The organism is Burkholderia sp. Bp9142, from assembly GCF_003853415.1.
In the GTDB taxonomy this organism is placed as follows: Bacteria; Pseudomonadota; Gammaproteobacteria; order Burkholderiales; family Burkholderiaceae; genus Burkholderia.
Genome location: NZ_QTPP01000014.1, coordinates 1 through 13,951, shown reverse-complemented (window position 1 = coordinate 13,951; position 13,951 = coordinate 1). Strand labels below are relative to the sequence as shown.

Genomic DNA, 13,951 nt, shown 5'->3' with positions numbered 1-13,951 from the left:
GGGCGATGACAGGCGGGATCGGATCGCTGGACCCAAAGATGACCAAAGAAAAGATCGTTCATATTGCCGAAGCGTTTGGTGGCGGCGTGCTTTCGATGCTGAGCCATCTCGCCAACCATGCTGCGGCAACCGGCGTCGACGTGACGGTACTGCACGCGATCCGACCGGAAACGCCGACCGATTTTTCCACGCTGTTCCGGCCCGACGTGAAGCTCGTCTACGTCGACATGGCGCGCGAGGTGAGCGTCAAACAGGATCTGCGGAGCTTGCGTGCGTTGGTCCGGAACCTGCGCGACTGCAGGCCGACCGCGATTCATCTGCACTCGTCGAAGGCCGGCGTGCTGGGCCGGGTCGCTGCGCGAATCGCCGCCCCGAATGCAACGGTCCTCTACTCGCCGCACGGGCTCTCGTTCCTGCGTTGCGACGTGTCGCGCATGAAGCAGTACGCGTATCTGAGCTTCGAACGCATCGCGGCGCGCATCGGCGGAACCATCGTTGCGTGCTCGGGCAGCGAACTCGCGGAGATCCGGAAAAAGATCGGGGCGAAATCGGCGGTACTGGTGGAAAACGGCGTCAACGTGGCGGAGATCCCGCCGCGCCAAACACGCGACGATCGCAAAGTCGTCATCGGAATGAGTGGTCGGGCGTCGTTCCAGAAGAATCACGAGGCATTCGTGCGCCTCGCCGACAAGCTGCACGGCGCGGACGTCGAGTTTCTCTGGATCGGCGGCAACGCCGCCGAGATTCCGGACCTCGACCAGCGCCGGGCCGTCGTCTGCAGCGGCTGGGTAACCCGCGCACGTGCGCTCGCGCTTACGTCGGGACTGGACATCTACGTCCAGACTTCCCGCTGGGAAGGCATGCCGGTCGCGCTGATCGAAGCGCAGGTTGCCGGCGTCCCGGCCGTGGTGACGGACGTCGTCGGCAATCGCGACGTCGTGATTCACGGCGTGACCGGCTACGTCGCGTCGAACGCCGACGAGATGGCCGCGTATCTGACCATGCTCCGCGACGACCATCAGCTTCGCGAGCACATGGGCGCAGCTGCCCGGCAACGGGCGATTCAGCGGTTTTCGATGAGCGCGATCTTCCGGCATTGGAACGCTCTTTACGGACTCGACGCCGACGAGCCGCGTGTCGACACGCGCGACTTCAAGCCCGTTGCCCCGGATCACGTCAAGGCCTGACCTCGATTTCGACTTCCCCTTACTGACATGATCGCTTTCAAGAAGCCAAAGCAACTCGTATACAACGGCCGATTCACCACGCAGAAGACGACCGGCGTGCAACGCGTCGCGCGCGAGCTGATCGCCGCACTGATCAAGTTTCAGCCGCAGGAGCCGGTGACCGTGCTGGTGCCGCCGCAGCCCGGCGTTGAGGTAAACGGAGCGAAGACGGTCAAGGTCGGCTTTTACAAGGGTGTGGTCTGGGAGCAGCTGGTCCTCCCGCTATTCGCGCGCCGCGGCCGCATCGTCAATCTCGGCAATTCAGCATCCATTTTCATCGGCAACCAGATCATCTACATGCACGACGCGGCGGTGTTCGACACGCCCGCGCATTTCTCCCGGCCGTTTCGGGCTTGGTACCGGATCATGTTCTGGATCCTGGCGCGAACCTCCGTTTGCGTGCTGACCAACTCCTGTTTCTCGCGGGATCGCCTCGCGCATCACTGCGGCGTTTCCGCGGAAAAGATCAGCGTCGTGCCGCTTGGTGCGGATCATCTCGATGTCCTGGAATCGGACGCGAGCGTGCTCGACAAGCATGCGCTGACGCCGGACCGGTTCGTGCTCGCGGTCAGCAGCATGAACCCCACCAAGAACTTCGACCGGCTGATCGCGGCGTTCCGGCAGATCAACGATCCGTCGGTGGATCTCGTCATCGTCGGCATGCAGAACACCACGGTGTTCGGCAAGCAGGACACGGTCTGCGCAGTGGAACCGAACATCAAGTACGTCGGGTACATCAGCGACGAGCAACTGAAGGCGCTGTACCAGAACGCGGCGTGCTTCCTTTACCCGTCGATTTATGAAGGCTTCGGCATACCGCCTCTCGAGGCGATGCGCCATGGCTGTCCGGCGGTCGTCGGCCACTCGGCCGCACTGCCGGAAGTCTGTGCCGATGCGGCGCTGTACTGCGATCCGTATTCGCAGGATGACATCGCGCTGAAATTGCGGAGCCTGCTCGATTCCGCGGACCTCAGGGCCGAGCTCAAACGCAAGGGAAGCCTGCACGCGGAAAAATATCGCTGGAGCCGAAGTGCCGAGATGATGAAGGCAATCTTCGAGACGCTGTAGGGCAATCTCTCCGCGTGTCGTCACCGGGAGACGAGCGGATCGACACGCCCTGCCCTCATGCGCGGCCCGGCGTCCGGATCGCGCCTCGTGCAGTCCACCCGCATGCGCGCCGCCGCTGGCTGGCACACTCGGCAAATCCTGGCAATTACGCGACGTTGACCGGGCTGCCGGTCGCGGCCCGTTGAGTTCCAAACAGGCGTTTGCCGAGATACGACCTGATCGGCTCCTCGACGAATTTCGCGAGGACGGCGGCGGACACGATCGAAAGGCACGCGGCAAGCATCGCCGTTCTGACGACGTAGATGTCGCCATGCGGTGCATACGCGAACACCAGCCTTCCGATCGGGTAATGCACGCAATAGAGTGGGTACGAGATCCAGCCCAGGAACGAACTGATCCGTGCGGTCAACTTGCCGCTCGGAGCCAGCATGGCGCCCCGATAAACCAGCACAGGTGCGACGAACAACAGCACTGCCAGCGCGTAAATTCCCCTGATCGACGTCGGAAACAGGACGACCAGCAGGAAAGCGACAAACAGCATGCAGTCGTTCCTGACGAGTCCGGCGACAAACCAGTGCGGCCTCGCCGGCAGATTGGCATCATGCATCTTCGCGATCGCAACGCCCAGCAAGAACCCGTAGCCGACCCTGAAGCATCCGCCGATGAAATTGTCGGCCGACCAGCCCTGATTCAGGATGACGGTCAACTTGCCGTTGTCGAGCCCCACGAGCCATCCATACACGACGAACGCACCGAGACATGCGTACGCCAGCCTCAGCAGGTTCTGCGCTGTCATCCTGATTGCCGCGATCAGGACAACACTGGCGAACAATTCGAAGCACAACGACCAGGCGGGCGGATTCAGAGGAAACACCCCCGGGTCGTTGACCGCCGGCAAGCTGTGATTCGCCGCACCGACAAAGCCCGACACCGAAAAACGACCGAGATACGGAACGAGAAAATAGTTCTGACCGGTGGCTGCCGCCAGGTTACCCAACGAAAATGCCGCTGACGAATGAATGCGCATGACGACGAGGCTCACGAACCCGATCGTGAGCCCGATGCATATCATCGGATACAGGCGTATCACTCGCCGCTTCAAATACTCGCCCCGCCAGGACGCCTGACGCAGTCGTTCGCCGTAAGAGTACGTCAGGATGAATCCACTCAGCATGAAAAAGACGTCTACCGAAAGATACGCACTCTGCAGTATCGGAATCGGCAGATCCTGAAGGAAATGCATGAACATCACGCTGATTGCCGCAATACCGCGCAATCCGTCCAAGATTCCAAACTTCTGCTTGTGAGTGGCCATGACAAGTAGTGGCTCCGGGAAATATTGGTTTTGGGACCCGGCAATCTACGAAGGGGTCGCATGCCCCGTACCGCTCGACCCTTGCTGTTATCGCGACAACACCGGATCAATGTCCGTGGCCCGATTCTCACGCGCGACGGCGCGTCCGCGTCCATCTCCATCTCCATCTCCATCTCCATCGGAGCCGGCGCCGGCGGCATCGGGCGCAGCGCGTGCCCGATCCTTTGCGAACCAGTGGAATACGCCGATCAGCAGGACGACCGGCACGAAATTCCGTCCGCTGAACAGGTTCGGGGTTCGCATGATTTCCATGACCGACACGAACAGCACCGCATGGACGCAGCACCAGAACCCGTTCCCGCTCCGCCAGCCCGCATAGCTGCGACCGACCACCCAGCCGAGCACGAGTGCATCGAACAGGCCGAACCAGCCCCACTCGTAAAAGTGGACGAAAATTCCCGACGGATTGTTGAACTCCGGATCGGCGTAGCTGTTCAGGAACAGGTTGATGCTGTCGCCCGAGTCGAGCCACGGCTGCAACGTCGCACCGATGATAGGGAAGCGCAGCAGCCAGTCGAACGTGAACATCGGGTTGCCGTGGCCCCAGCCCAGCACGCTCAGGATTCCCGCGCCGTTGTTCAACGACGTCGAGTAGTACAGGCCGAGACGCTCGAGCGCGAAATCGAACAGGTTGTCGTAGATGTTGACGTAATAGGCTTCCCACGACCGGTTGTACTCGTTCGCGATGAACAGACCGAACAGCAACGGGATCGCCGCATACGGACCGAGTGTCAACAACCGCGAATACCTGCCGCCGAGCCGGAACCGCACGACCATGAGCGCAAGCGGCATCACCATTTCGATCAGCGCAAGCCGCTCGGCGAAGATGAAGCTGCGCAGCAGGGTCAGCACCGCGAGCACGGTGAAGTAGATCTTGTAGCGATTCAGTCCCTTTACCGGTGTCCTGAACACATAGAAATACAGTACAACGTACGGTGCGGTCGCCTGCGTGAACGTGCTGAGGCCCGTGACGCGCCCTTTCAGATCAAGCATGTCGTATGCATTCGCTTCACCCCGGACGAACGCGACCAGCAGTGCAGGATGCGTGACGATGCCGCTCAGCAACAGGGCATAGCCGAACAGCGCAAGCGCGAACACGAAATCGAGCACGCGAGGCGACAGCTCGACCGCGGCGGGCGGCGGCCCCCGCCGCGTCTGCGCTTCGGTCGTCGCGAGCCATGCCGCCGCCATCACCACCATCAGGAACAGCGCGCCGACGAACGCGTAGTCGCCGTCGAAATAGATCCGCGCAATCGACTTCTGGTCGCCCAGCAGGCTGAGCGACAGCAAGCCGTACAACGGCAGGATGAACATCAGCACGAGCCGTGCCGGATCTTCCCACCAGTGGCCCGTATAACCACCTGCGGCCCCGCGCACGCGCGCCGTCCTGCGCAGCGTCGCGGGGGCCTGCCGCGCCCCGGACCCCGCCCTGCCCGCTCGGCGGTTCATGACGCGCGTCCCACCCGCTGCCGCGACGCCATCACCCCCGTATATCCGGACGCGGCCTGATGCGTGTTCGTATCCGCATAGCCGTAGTCGTACCGTCCGGGCGCGCCCTTGTAATCGTTCAGGACCACGCCGCGCACGTCGATATGCGCGTGTTCGAGCCGTCGCGCGCTTTCATCGAGTTCGGTCAGCGTCGTCACACCGCTGCGCGCGACGAGGAACACGGTTCCCGCGAGGCGGCCGAGCACCAGCGCGTCGGCCACCGGCAGCAACGGCGGGCCGTCGATCACGACCATGTCGTAGCGCGATGCGACCTGCTCGACCAGTTCGGCGAGCGCAGGCTGCAGCAGCAGTTCGCCCGGGTCCGGCACGATGCTGCCCATCGCGATGAAATCGAGGCCCGGCACGACGCCGCGCCTGATCGCCTCGTCGAGCCGGTGGGTGCCTGCCACCACGTCCGACAGACCTGGCGCACGGCCATGGCGGAACCGCTCGTGCAGCGAACCCTTGCGCAGGTCGGCATCGATCAGCAGGACCCGCCGTTTCGCCGCGCCGACGAGCGATGCGATATTCGCAGCGACGAACGACTTGCCCACGCCCGTCGTCGGCCCCGAGATCAGCACGACGGGATTCGACGCGTCCGCCATCGACAGTTGCAGTGCCGCGCGGAAATTTCGCAGGCTTTCGAGCGCCGCGTCCTGCGCGGCGACCGGCGGCATCGCCGCGGACGAGCCGCGCCGGCCGGACTTCGGACGCAACGCCGCTTGCGCCGCGCTCGGGCTGTGCGGCACCGTCGCGAACACGGGCAGCCCCGTCGTCCATGCGATTTCCCCCGCGTCGCCGATCGTGCCGACGACACGCTGCCGGACGATCACGATCGCCGCGCCCGCGAGCAGGCCCGCCATCAGCAACCCGATCACCGCGACCCCGCGATGCGGCCCGACCGGCTGCTCTGCGATCTTCGCCGTGTCGACGATCCGCACGGTGCCGGTCTTGCTGGCCCGCGCGAGGATCATCTGCTGGCGCGTGTTGAGCAGGTTCGTGTACAGCGCGGTATCGACGGCCACATCGCGCTGCAGCTGCAGCACGCCCTGTTCGACGGTCGGCAACCGCTGGATCTGCTTGCGTGTCGTGTCGAGCGAACGCTGCGCGTCGGCCAGCTGCGCATCGACGGCCACCAGGGCCGGATGCTTCGGCATGAAGCGCGTCAGCAATTCCTCGCGCCGCTGCTGCAGCGTCTGCACGCGCGTCTCGATGTCGACCGACTGCTGGCGCAACGCCAGCGCCTCGTCACTCGTATTGACGGTGCCATGCGATGCACGAAATGCGTTGAAGCGGCTTTCCGCCTTTTCCAGTTGCGCCTTCAGCTGCGGCAGCTGGGTATCCATGAAACGGATCAGCTTGTCGGCCGCCTCGGACTTGCGCTGCGTGTTCTGCGCCAGGTAGGCGTCGCCGATCGCGTTCAGCACGCGGCTGTCGTGCACGGGATCGATGCCGTCGAGCGTCACGCCGATCATGTTCGACTGCTTGCCGCGCTCCGAGATCAGCGCGTTCTTCTGCAGCCAGACCGTCGCTTCCTCGTCGCTGTAGCGCGTCAGGTCGAAGCGTGCGCCGGGCTTGCCGGCCACATCGCGCACGAATATGTCGAGCGGCCCCTGCGGCGTCTCGACATGCAGCGGCTGCCCGATGCGGCCCTGCCATGCCGGCCCCTTCCGGCCGAACCAGCCGGTACGCTGCAGCGTGTAGGCGCCGTCGTCGCCGACCGTCAACGCGAACCGCTTGCCGAGCAGTCGCTTCGGCACGTCGAAGGTCGGCACGTCGATGCGCTCGGTGCCGTGCACGTAGCCGCCCGGCAACGGCGACGACAGCCCGTCGGCCGCGTTCACGAACCGCCAGCCGATCAGCGGCAGGTAATGCGGCCGCGCGTCGACCGCCAGGTTGGTGTTGTCGATCGCGCGGTCGAGCACCGCGCGGGATTTCAGCACCTCGATCTCGGTCGATGCGTCCGTCTTCAGGTCGAACACCGACGACGGATCGCCGGGCGGCGACGTCGATTTCGTGTCGGTCGGGCTTTGCTCGACCTGAAACAGGATGTCGGTCCGGTAGACGGGGGCCGCGCACAGCGCATACACGGCGCCGACGAGCGCGCCCGCGAGCGTCGTGCAAAGGATCAGGCGTCGGCCGCCGTACAACATGCCCCAGTAGCGGCGCACCGGATAGGATGGCCGCAGGGCGGGCCCGCTGTGCGGGTCGGGCAGGGTCGAAGAAGTCATACAGCAAAGTCCCGTATGGCGCGACGCGCGGTCGCGATCACGAAATCCGCCACGAGCGTCACGGCGAGATGGCCTTCGCCGTCAGCGCACCCTGCGCGGACGACGGAATCAGCAGGTTGACGACGCGGCTCCAGCGCACCAGCGACGACGCATCGACGAACACGACGTCGCGGCGCTCGAGCGGAAACTGGTCGGCCAGCGCGAACGACGCCGGCGAGCTGCCGTCGAGGTGGTACACCCGCGGGCGGTTGTCCGGGCCGCGGCGCACGACGAACACCTGGTGCGCGTCCGACGTGTACTGGCTCGCGCCGCCGGTGTCGCCGAGTGCTTCGCCGAGGCTCATCCGGCCGTCGGTCAGCGTCAGCGTCGCGGGCCGCGACACTTCGCCGAGCACGAACACCTTCGCGTCGCTCGCCGCGCGCACGCGCACCAGATCGCCGTCGCGCAGCAGGATGTTCGACGGGTTCACGCCGGCGGCGATCAGCGCGGGCAGGCTCACGTTCACGGTCCTGTCGCCGCGCGTCACCGATACCTGCGAGCGGTCGGCCGTCGGGGTGAAGCCGCCCGCGCGGTCGATCGCCTCGGGCAGCGTCATCGGCATGTCGTTGACGATCTGCAGGCCCGGCGTGCGCACTTCGCCGTCGAGATACACGCGCTTGCTGCGGTAGGTCTGCACGCGCAGCGCGATCTGCGGCTTGCGCACGTATTCGCCGAGCCGCTTCGTCAGCAGCGCGCGCGCCTGCGCCTCGGTCAGCCCGGCGACATGCACGAGGCCCGCATATGCGAACTGCACGTTGCCGTTCGCGTCGACCGTGTAGCCCGTCGCGACCGAGCTGGCACCGACGCCGTCGCCACCGCCCGTCGTCTGCGTCGTCGGCAGGTTCAATTCGGGGTGGTCCCACACGACGATGCCGAGCACGTCGCCGGGGCCGATCGCGTACGGCTTCGGCTTGCCGAACAACGGGCGGATTTCCGCGTCGACGTTGGCCCGCTGGCCCGCATGCTGCTGCGCGACGAACGCCGGCGTGATCTCGATCAGATCCTCGCTCGCCACGTTCTGCACGCCGTCGAGGCCGCCCGAGCCCGATGCGTCGGCGCTCACGCGCGCATTCGCGTCGCGCTCGGCAGGCGCCCGGTAAGTCATGCCCGGCGACAGCGCACATGCACTCAGCGCGCACGCGGCCGCCACGATCGCCATGCGCGACAGCCACGGCGCGCGCCGGATGCCCGCCGTGCGTGGCCGTGGCGTCCCGAGCGTCGATTCCGGTTGCGTGGTGATTGACATCGTGCCCTTCCAAAACTGTGCGGTAACCCGCCGAACGCGGCGAGTTCCGGCATTACGCTTGCCGGCGCGGCTCGCATGGCGGTGCCGCGCCTCCCTCTTCACCGCACGTCACTCCGTACGATTCGTCATGAACTGCTCTGCGTCGCTTTCGTCACTCGTCTGCATCGTTACGGCCGGCATTGCCGGTGCCGCCGGCGCGCAGACTTTGCCCACCACGCCGGCCGATGCGCCGGTCCTCGCGTCGTCGACGCTGCCCGCACCGGTGCCGCTCCAGCGTTCGGCGCAAGCCGCGACGGGCAGCGCGGCCGCGGCGCCTGTCGCCGCTGCATCCGACGTCGCGACACCTGCCGCTGCGCTTCCCGCCGCGAGCACCGTCGCATCGCCCGATTCGCGCGCCCGCGGCGCGCTGCGCCGGCCGCTCGTGCCGATGCGTCCGCACCGCCCGCAAGTGGTCGATGCGGCCACGGAAGACGTCTGGCACACCGGCTCGCTGTACACCTCGCCCTACGCGAAGTCGCCCTATGCGCAGCCGGGCGATCCGGACTGACGCATCCCGGCCGGTCATGCCATGGCGGGACCGCACATGCACCGATACGGGATTGGACACCACGGCGAGCGGCGCGTCTGTGAGCGACCCCACCGAACGCCGATCTTCGTACGAAGCGGGGATCGCACCCCGAAGCACCGACGCGTGCGACGCGCACGCATCACGACCGGCCGACCGACACCTTCGCGTACGGTCGCGCGGCCGCATCCGGCGCGGCCGGATCGACGACGCGCGCGACCGGCCAGGCCGAGTCGCGCCCCAGCGCCTGCATGCACAGATCGATCACGATGTCCGTGCCCACCGCGCCGTACACCGCGTGGTCGACCTGCGGCTCGAGATGCAGGCGCACGTGACGCGAGCGCCGGAACGCGTGCTCGATTGCGCCGAAGTGACGCCGGACGTCGTCGATGCCGGGATCGAGCGCGCCGTACACCAGCGTCGTCCAGACATTGCGCTGCGCAAGCTCATGCATCACGCCGCGTGGCGTGCCGCTGCGCGGCTTCCAGCCGACGCGCGTGGCGATCTCCCTGGCCGGCACGCTGATCCGCGCGATCGCATTCGCTGCCACCGCCCGCACGATCGGACGCAGGTCGCGCCGCTCCCGCACGAGGCGCTTCCACTTCTGCCAGTCGCGCACCGACAGCCAGTAGCCGCGCACGGAGTTGTTCCGCTGCTTCTGCACCGCTTCGAGCGTGAGCCCGGCCGGCCACACGAAGCGTGCGAGATTGATCGCGATCACGCCGCCGAGCGACGGTGTCTTCACTGCCGCATGCAACGCCGCGTAGGCACCCGAACAAATGCCGGCCGCGGCCACTTCCGGATGGCCGAGCGCGCGCAGCCAGTCCGCGGCAGCGGCCACGTCGTCGCTCGACTGCGTCGAATACACGACGTCCGACTGGTCGTCGAGCGCGGCGGGCCCGCTATCGCCGACGCCATGCACGTCGATCCGCAACGTCGTCACGCCGGCGCGTGCCAGCGTGCGTGCGAGCCGCACGCTGAAGCGTCCTTCGCCGCTGCGCGGATTCGTCGACGTGTTCGCGATCACGACCGCCGGGCCGACCGGATTCGCCGGCCGCGTATCGGCGGGCCGGCACAGCACGCCGACCAGCCGGTCCGGACCGACCGCGACGACCTGCTCGGTCATGTCGTTCATGTCAAGCGCGACGGCCGATTCACCATTCCATGCCGGGTCAGCTCGCGACGCGGTGTCGCCACCGGCCGGTGTACGCGGTGCGCGTCCGGCGATCCAGCTCGCGAGCGTGTCGATGGCCGCGAGCGGCAAGCGCGAGCGCGTACCGTCCAGCATCGTCGTCGTCCATTCGGGAAACGGATCGCTCGCCACGTCCACACCGCGCGCGAGCAACGCGTCGCGCAATGCGGACCCGTCGCCCTGATCGGGCTGGATCAGCAGCATCGCGCCGGGCAACGTCGGCGCATCGCGCACGACGTCGCACAGATCGACCGCCTTCAGCGCATCGACGAAATCCGCGGGAAGGCGATGCCCGAGCACGTTCATGCACGGTTCGTCGCGATGCGCGGCGCGGATTGCGGGCGATGTGGTGTCGAGCCATTGGCGATGCACGAACGACAGCTCGCGCAGGTAGGCTCGGCCACGCACGACCGGTGCGAGCGCCACCAGCGCATCGACGCGCGGCGACGGGCGCGGCCCCATGCCCGCGGCGGCCAGCATCGCGAACAGCGCACCCGCGCGAATCCCGACGAGTGTCAGCGCGGTAACACCGGCTTGGTCGCGCAACAGGCCGATCGCGTCGTGAATGCTGGCGATGCACGCGGCATGCCGATCGGCGTCGCGATCGTCGCCCGCCGAGTCACCGGTGCACGGATAGCTGAATCGCAATACGGTGACGCCGTCGCGGGCCAGCCGCTCCGCGATCGCCCGCATGAGCTTGTGCGTCCACGAAGCCTCGTGCCCCAGCGATTCGCACAGGATCACGCCGTGTGTCGTCTGTCCTTCGTGCAGCCACCCCACGCAGCTGCCGAACGTTATCGGCTTCAATCGGTACTCCTCGGATCGGTATTTGTTATCGGATGCGGACACGTGTCCCCGCGGCGCCACCGAAACCGGCGATTCCGCGATCGTGCGACTGCGCGACCCGCTCGCCCTTCGCCATGCGTCGTCCTGCTCCCGTTGCCCGGGCAACAGTGGTTGCCGGCCTGAGCCCGTCGTCGAGCCCTTGCGGCCTTGGGCCAAAACAGTGCGCTCGATTAGAGCACCCGGCCCGAGCGTCCTTCGGTGCGCCAGCTTACAAATGCATTCATCACTGCGGCGATACAACGATGCGCGCCGTGCCGCCATTCGCGCCGCACCGGCGCACGGAATCCGCGAACGGTAGGCTCGCGAACACAATCGTCTTGCGCGGCCCGTATCATCACCGCCATACGATGTGGCCGTGCCCGGCATCGCCGGACGAAGCCGGCGCCCGCCGGAACGGGCCGCGAACCCACGCAGCCGGGTCAGCGCCGACCGGCCGCGCGAGCGCACGGCGGCCCGCACCCGGCCGCCATGCGACACCCACGGCGCCGACCGAGCGAATGTCAAACCTCAAGAAGAACTTCCTGCTGCTGCTGACGTTGCAGATTTCGATGTACGCGGTGCCGCTGCTGATCGCACCGCTGCTGACGCACGCACTGGGGCCGGAAGGCTACGGGCAACTCGCGTTCTCGCTCGCGGTTATCGCCTACCTCACCAACTGCACGAGCTACAGCTTCGACCTGACTGCCACGCCGCGCATCGCGCTCGCCCGCGACAACCGCGCCGAACGCTCTCGCATCTTCTGGGCGACGCTGTACGCACAGATCGGCATCGCGGTGATCTGCTTCATCGTGCTGGTCGCGCTGACCTGCCTGGTCGAGCGCTTCGGCGAGGACCGCGACCTGCTGCTGATCGGTTTCGGGATGGTGGCCGGCGTGGCGTTCACGCCAGGCTGGTATTTCCAGGGCATGGAGAAACTGCGCGCGCTGAGCGTGATCCTGTTCGTCGGCCGCATCCTGAGCCTGCCCGCGATGTTCGCGCTCGTGCACAGCCCGGCGGACATCGACCGCGCGATGATCGTCAACGCCGCCGTCCCGACGCTGTCCGCGGTCGCGCTGGCCGCCTATCTGTATGTCCATCGGGAAATCGACTTCGTGCGCGTCGGCCTCGCCGACATCGCCGAATCGCTGAAAGGCGGCTGGCAGGTGTTTCTCGCGTCGACGTCGATCGCGTTCTATGCATCGACCAACACCGTGCTGCTTGGCTTCGTATCGGGCAACGTCGCGGCCGGCTACTTCGCCGCCGGCGACAAGCTGATCCGCGCGGCGCTCAGCATGCTCCAGCCGCTGAAGGCCGCCACCTATCCACGCATCAGCTACCTGATGCGGCACGCGCGCAACGACGCGTTCTCGTTCCTGCGCAAGCTGTTCGTCGTGCAGGTCGCGATGGTGCTCGGCATCTCGTTCGCGATCTTCTTCGGCGCGCCGCTCGCCGTGCGCATCCTGTACGGCCCTTCGTACGAACCGACGGTCCAGGTGCTGCGCTGGATGGCCTTCATCCCCTTCATGGCCGGCATGACCGACCTGTTCGGCGTGCAGACGATGCTGCCGCTCGGGATGAAGTCGGCATTCACGCGGATCCTGATGTCGTCGGGCATTCTGAACCTCGTGCTGGTGCCCGTGCTCGCGAAGTACTTCGCCGAACTGGGCGCCGCCGCCGCCGTGCTGACGGCCGAGGCCGCGGTCGCCGCGGCGCTCGCGACCGTCGTCTATCGCGCCGGGATCCCGCTGCCCGGCAGTCCCGTCGCGCGGCGCGGCTAGCGCAGCGCCCGTGCTGCCCGGTTGCTCACGAGGCGGCCGGAATCCGACGGTGTGTGCCGTTCGATGCGCGTGCAACGAACCGCATCGTACAGGCCACGCCTCTTCGCCGTGTTCCCCCTCTGAACGCCCGCACGCAGGTACTTCTTACTCCGCCGCGCACGCCCCATCGGGAACGATGACCGTCTTTTTCCCGCGTCGCGCAATCGTGTTGAAAAAAGATCGTACGTATCGGTAGAAACACCGATGCTGTAGTCAAACTACATTCGTACGATTGGTCGCTGCAGAGAATCGCTACATCCGATTCGGCAGTGTCGGGCGGTCCGCGTCGCCGCCCGCGTTGTGCGATCGAGCCCAACCGGCCGTAACGATTCCCCGCCTGGCCTGGCATGCCGACGCGCAACCACCCTGCATCGCCAGCCGAATGCGTCCGGTGCGAATCCACCGGACGAGCGCAGCTCCAGACATCATCCGAACAACCGGCAATACGATCATGGAGAGCAACATGCGGGACAAACTCTGGCCGGCCGCCGTGCTGGCAGCGGCCCTCTGCACCAGCGCCTATGCGGGCAATGTCGATTTCGATTCACGGGGCGACGCCGCCGACGCGTTCGCGTCGTCCGCCGCGCAGCGACGCGCCGACCTCCTCGTGCGCAAGATGACGCTCGACGAGAAACTGCAGTTCATTCATTCGCAATACGAAATGTCAAAGGTGCCGGGCGGCGGTGCCGGCTACATCCAGGGCCTGCCGCGCCTCGGCATTCCCGATCTCGACATGGTCGACTCGGCGACCGGTTCAGGCAGCACGTCGCAGGCCAGTACGACCTTCCCCGCGACGATCGCCGTCGCCGCGAGCTGGGATCGCCGCCTGTCGTACGACTACGGCAAGCAGGTCGCGATCCAGTTGCGCGCGCAAGGGTT

At 66.4% G+C, this 13,951-nt stretch carries 9 protein-coding genes and 1 pseudogene; 5 read left to right on the top strand and 5 right to left on the bottom strand.

Features of this window, described 5'->3' with window-relative positions:
- Nucleotides 1-38 precede the first annotated feature (38 nt).
- Nucleotides 39-1,187 carry a glycosyltransferase gene (locus tag DIE22_RS17440; RefSeq protein WP_124605716.1) on the top strand — a complete coding sequence of 383 codons (1,149 nt, stop codon included), beginning with the start codon at nucleotides 39-41 and terminating at the stop codon, nucleotides 1,185-1,187.
- Between the two features lie 27 nt (nucleotides 1,188-1,214).
- Entirely contained in the window at nucleotides 1,215-2,294 is a 1,080-nt protein-coding gene (locus DIE22_RS17435) for a glycosyltransferase family 1 protein (RefSeq protein ID WP_124605663.1), read from the top strand.
- A 145-nt stretch (nucleotides 2,295-2,439) separates the two neighbouring features.
- Here the strand turns inward: DIE22_RS17435 and DIE22_RS17430 are convergent, their stop codons facing one another.
- The 4 genes from DIE22_RS17430 to DIE22_RS17415 all read right to left on the bottom strand — a co-directional run bounded on the left by DIE22_RS17430 (nucleotide 2,440) and on the right by DIE22_RS17415 (nucleotide 8,673).
- A complete protein-coding gene (locus DIE22_RS17430) occupies nucleotides 2,440-3,609 on the bottom strand; it encodes an acyltransferase family protein (protein WP_124605662.1) in 1,170 nt (389 codons plus the stop codon).
- A gap of 87 nt (nucleotides 3,610-3,696) precedes the next feature.
- The gene (locus tag DIE22_RS17425; protein WP_124605661.1) at nucleotides 3,697-5,118 is read right to left on the bottom strand and encodes an oligosaccharide repeat unit polymerase; all 1,422 of its coding nucleotides are present in this window, start codon (nucleotides 5,116-5,118) and stop codon (nucleotides 3,697-3,699) included.
- Nucleotides 5,115-7,388 carry a polysaccharide biosynthesis tyrosine autokinase gene (locus tag DIE22_RS17420; RefSeq protein ID WP_124605660.1) on the bottom strand — a complete coding sequence of 758 codons (2,274 nt, stop codon included), beginning with the start codon at nucleotides 7,386-7,388 and terminating at the stop codon, nucleotides 5,115-5,117. Before DIE22_RS17420 ends, DIE22_RS17425 begins: the two co-directional genes overlap by 4 nt.
- Nucleotides 7,389-7,446: 58 nt before the next feature.
- Nucleotides 7,447-8,673, bottom strand: a complete 1,227-nt coding sequence (locus DIE22_RS17415; protein ID WP_124497978.1) for a polysaccharide biosynthesis/export family protein — start codon at nucleotides 8,671-8,673, stop codon at nucleotides 7,447-7,449.
- A gap of 127 nt (nucleotides 8,674-8,800) precedes the next feature.
- On the opposite strand from DIE22_RS17415, the gene DIE22_RS17410 reads away from it, so the two are divergent.
- The gene (locus tag DIE22_RS17410) at nucleotides 8,801-9,220 is read left to right on the top strand and encodes a hypothetical protein (protein ID WP_185640635.1); all 420 of its coding nucleotides are present in this window, start codon (nucleotides 8,801-8,803) and stop codon (nucleotides 9,218-9,220) included.
- Between the two features lie 160 nt (nucleotides 9,221-9,380).
- On the opposite strand, the gene DIE22_RS17405 is transcribed toward DIE22_RS17410, so the two are convergent.
- Nucleotides 9,381-11,237: a serine aminopeptidase domain-containing protein gene (locus DIE22_RS17405; protein WP_124497977.1), complete on the bottom strand. Its 1,857-nt coding sequence runs from the start codon at nucleotides 11,235-11,237 to the stop codon at nucleotides 9,381-9,383.
- Between the two features lie 536 nt (nucleotides 11,238-11,773).
- Here DIE22_RS17405 and DIE22_RS17400 point away from each other — a divergent pair.
- Entirely contained in the window at nucleotides 11,774-13,033 is a 1,260-nt protein-coding gene (locus DIE22_RS17400) for an oligosaccharide flippase family protein (RefSeq protein WP_124497976.1), read from the top strand.
- A 502-nt stretch (nucleotides 13,034-13,535) separates the two neighbouring features.
- Nucleotides 13,536-13,951, top strand: a pseudogene (locus DIE22_RS17395) (glycosyl hydrolase); the annotation flags it as partial.

Excerpts from the sequence above, each read along its gene's own strand:
- DIE22_RS17440 (WP_124605716.1), top strand. The coding sequence starts at position 39 with ATGACCAAAGAAAAGATCGTTCATATTGCCGAAGCGTTTGGTGGCGGC.
- DIE22_RS17435 (WP_124605663.1), top strand. The coding sequence starts at position 1,215 with ATGATCGCTTTCAAGAAGCCAAAGCAACTCGTATACAACGGCCGATTC.
- DIE22_RS17430 (WP_124605662.1), bottom strand. The coding sequence starts at position 3,609 with ATGGCCACTCACAAGCAGAAGTTTGGAATCTTGGACGGATTGCGCGGT.
- DIE22_RS17425 (WP_124605661.1), bottom strand. The coding sequence starts at position 5,118 with ATGAACCGCCGAGCGGGCAGGGCGGGGTCCGGGGCGCGGCAGGCCCCC.
- DIE22_RS17420 (WP_124605660.1), bottom strand. The coding sequence starts at position 7,388 with ATGACTTCTTCGACCCTGCCCGACCCGCACAGCGGGCCCGCCCTGCGG.
- DIE22_RS17415 (WP_124497978.1), bottom strand. The coding sequence starts at position 8,673 with ATGTCAATCACCACGCAACCGGAATCGACGCTCGGGACGCCACGGCCA.
- DIE22_RS17410 (WP_185640635.1), top strand. The coding sequence starts at position 8,801 with ATGAACTGCTCTGCGTCGCTTTCGTCACTCGTCTGCATCGTTACGGCC.
- DIE22_RS17400 (WP_124497976.1), top strand. The coding sequence starts at position 11,774 with ATGTCAAACCTCAAGAAGAACTTCCTGCTGCTGCTGACGTTGCAGATT.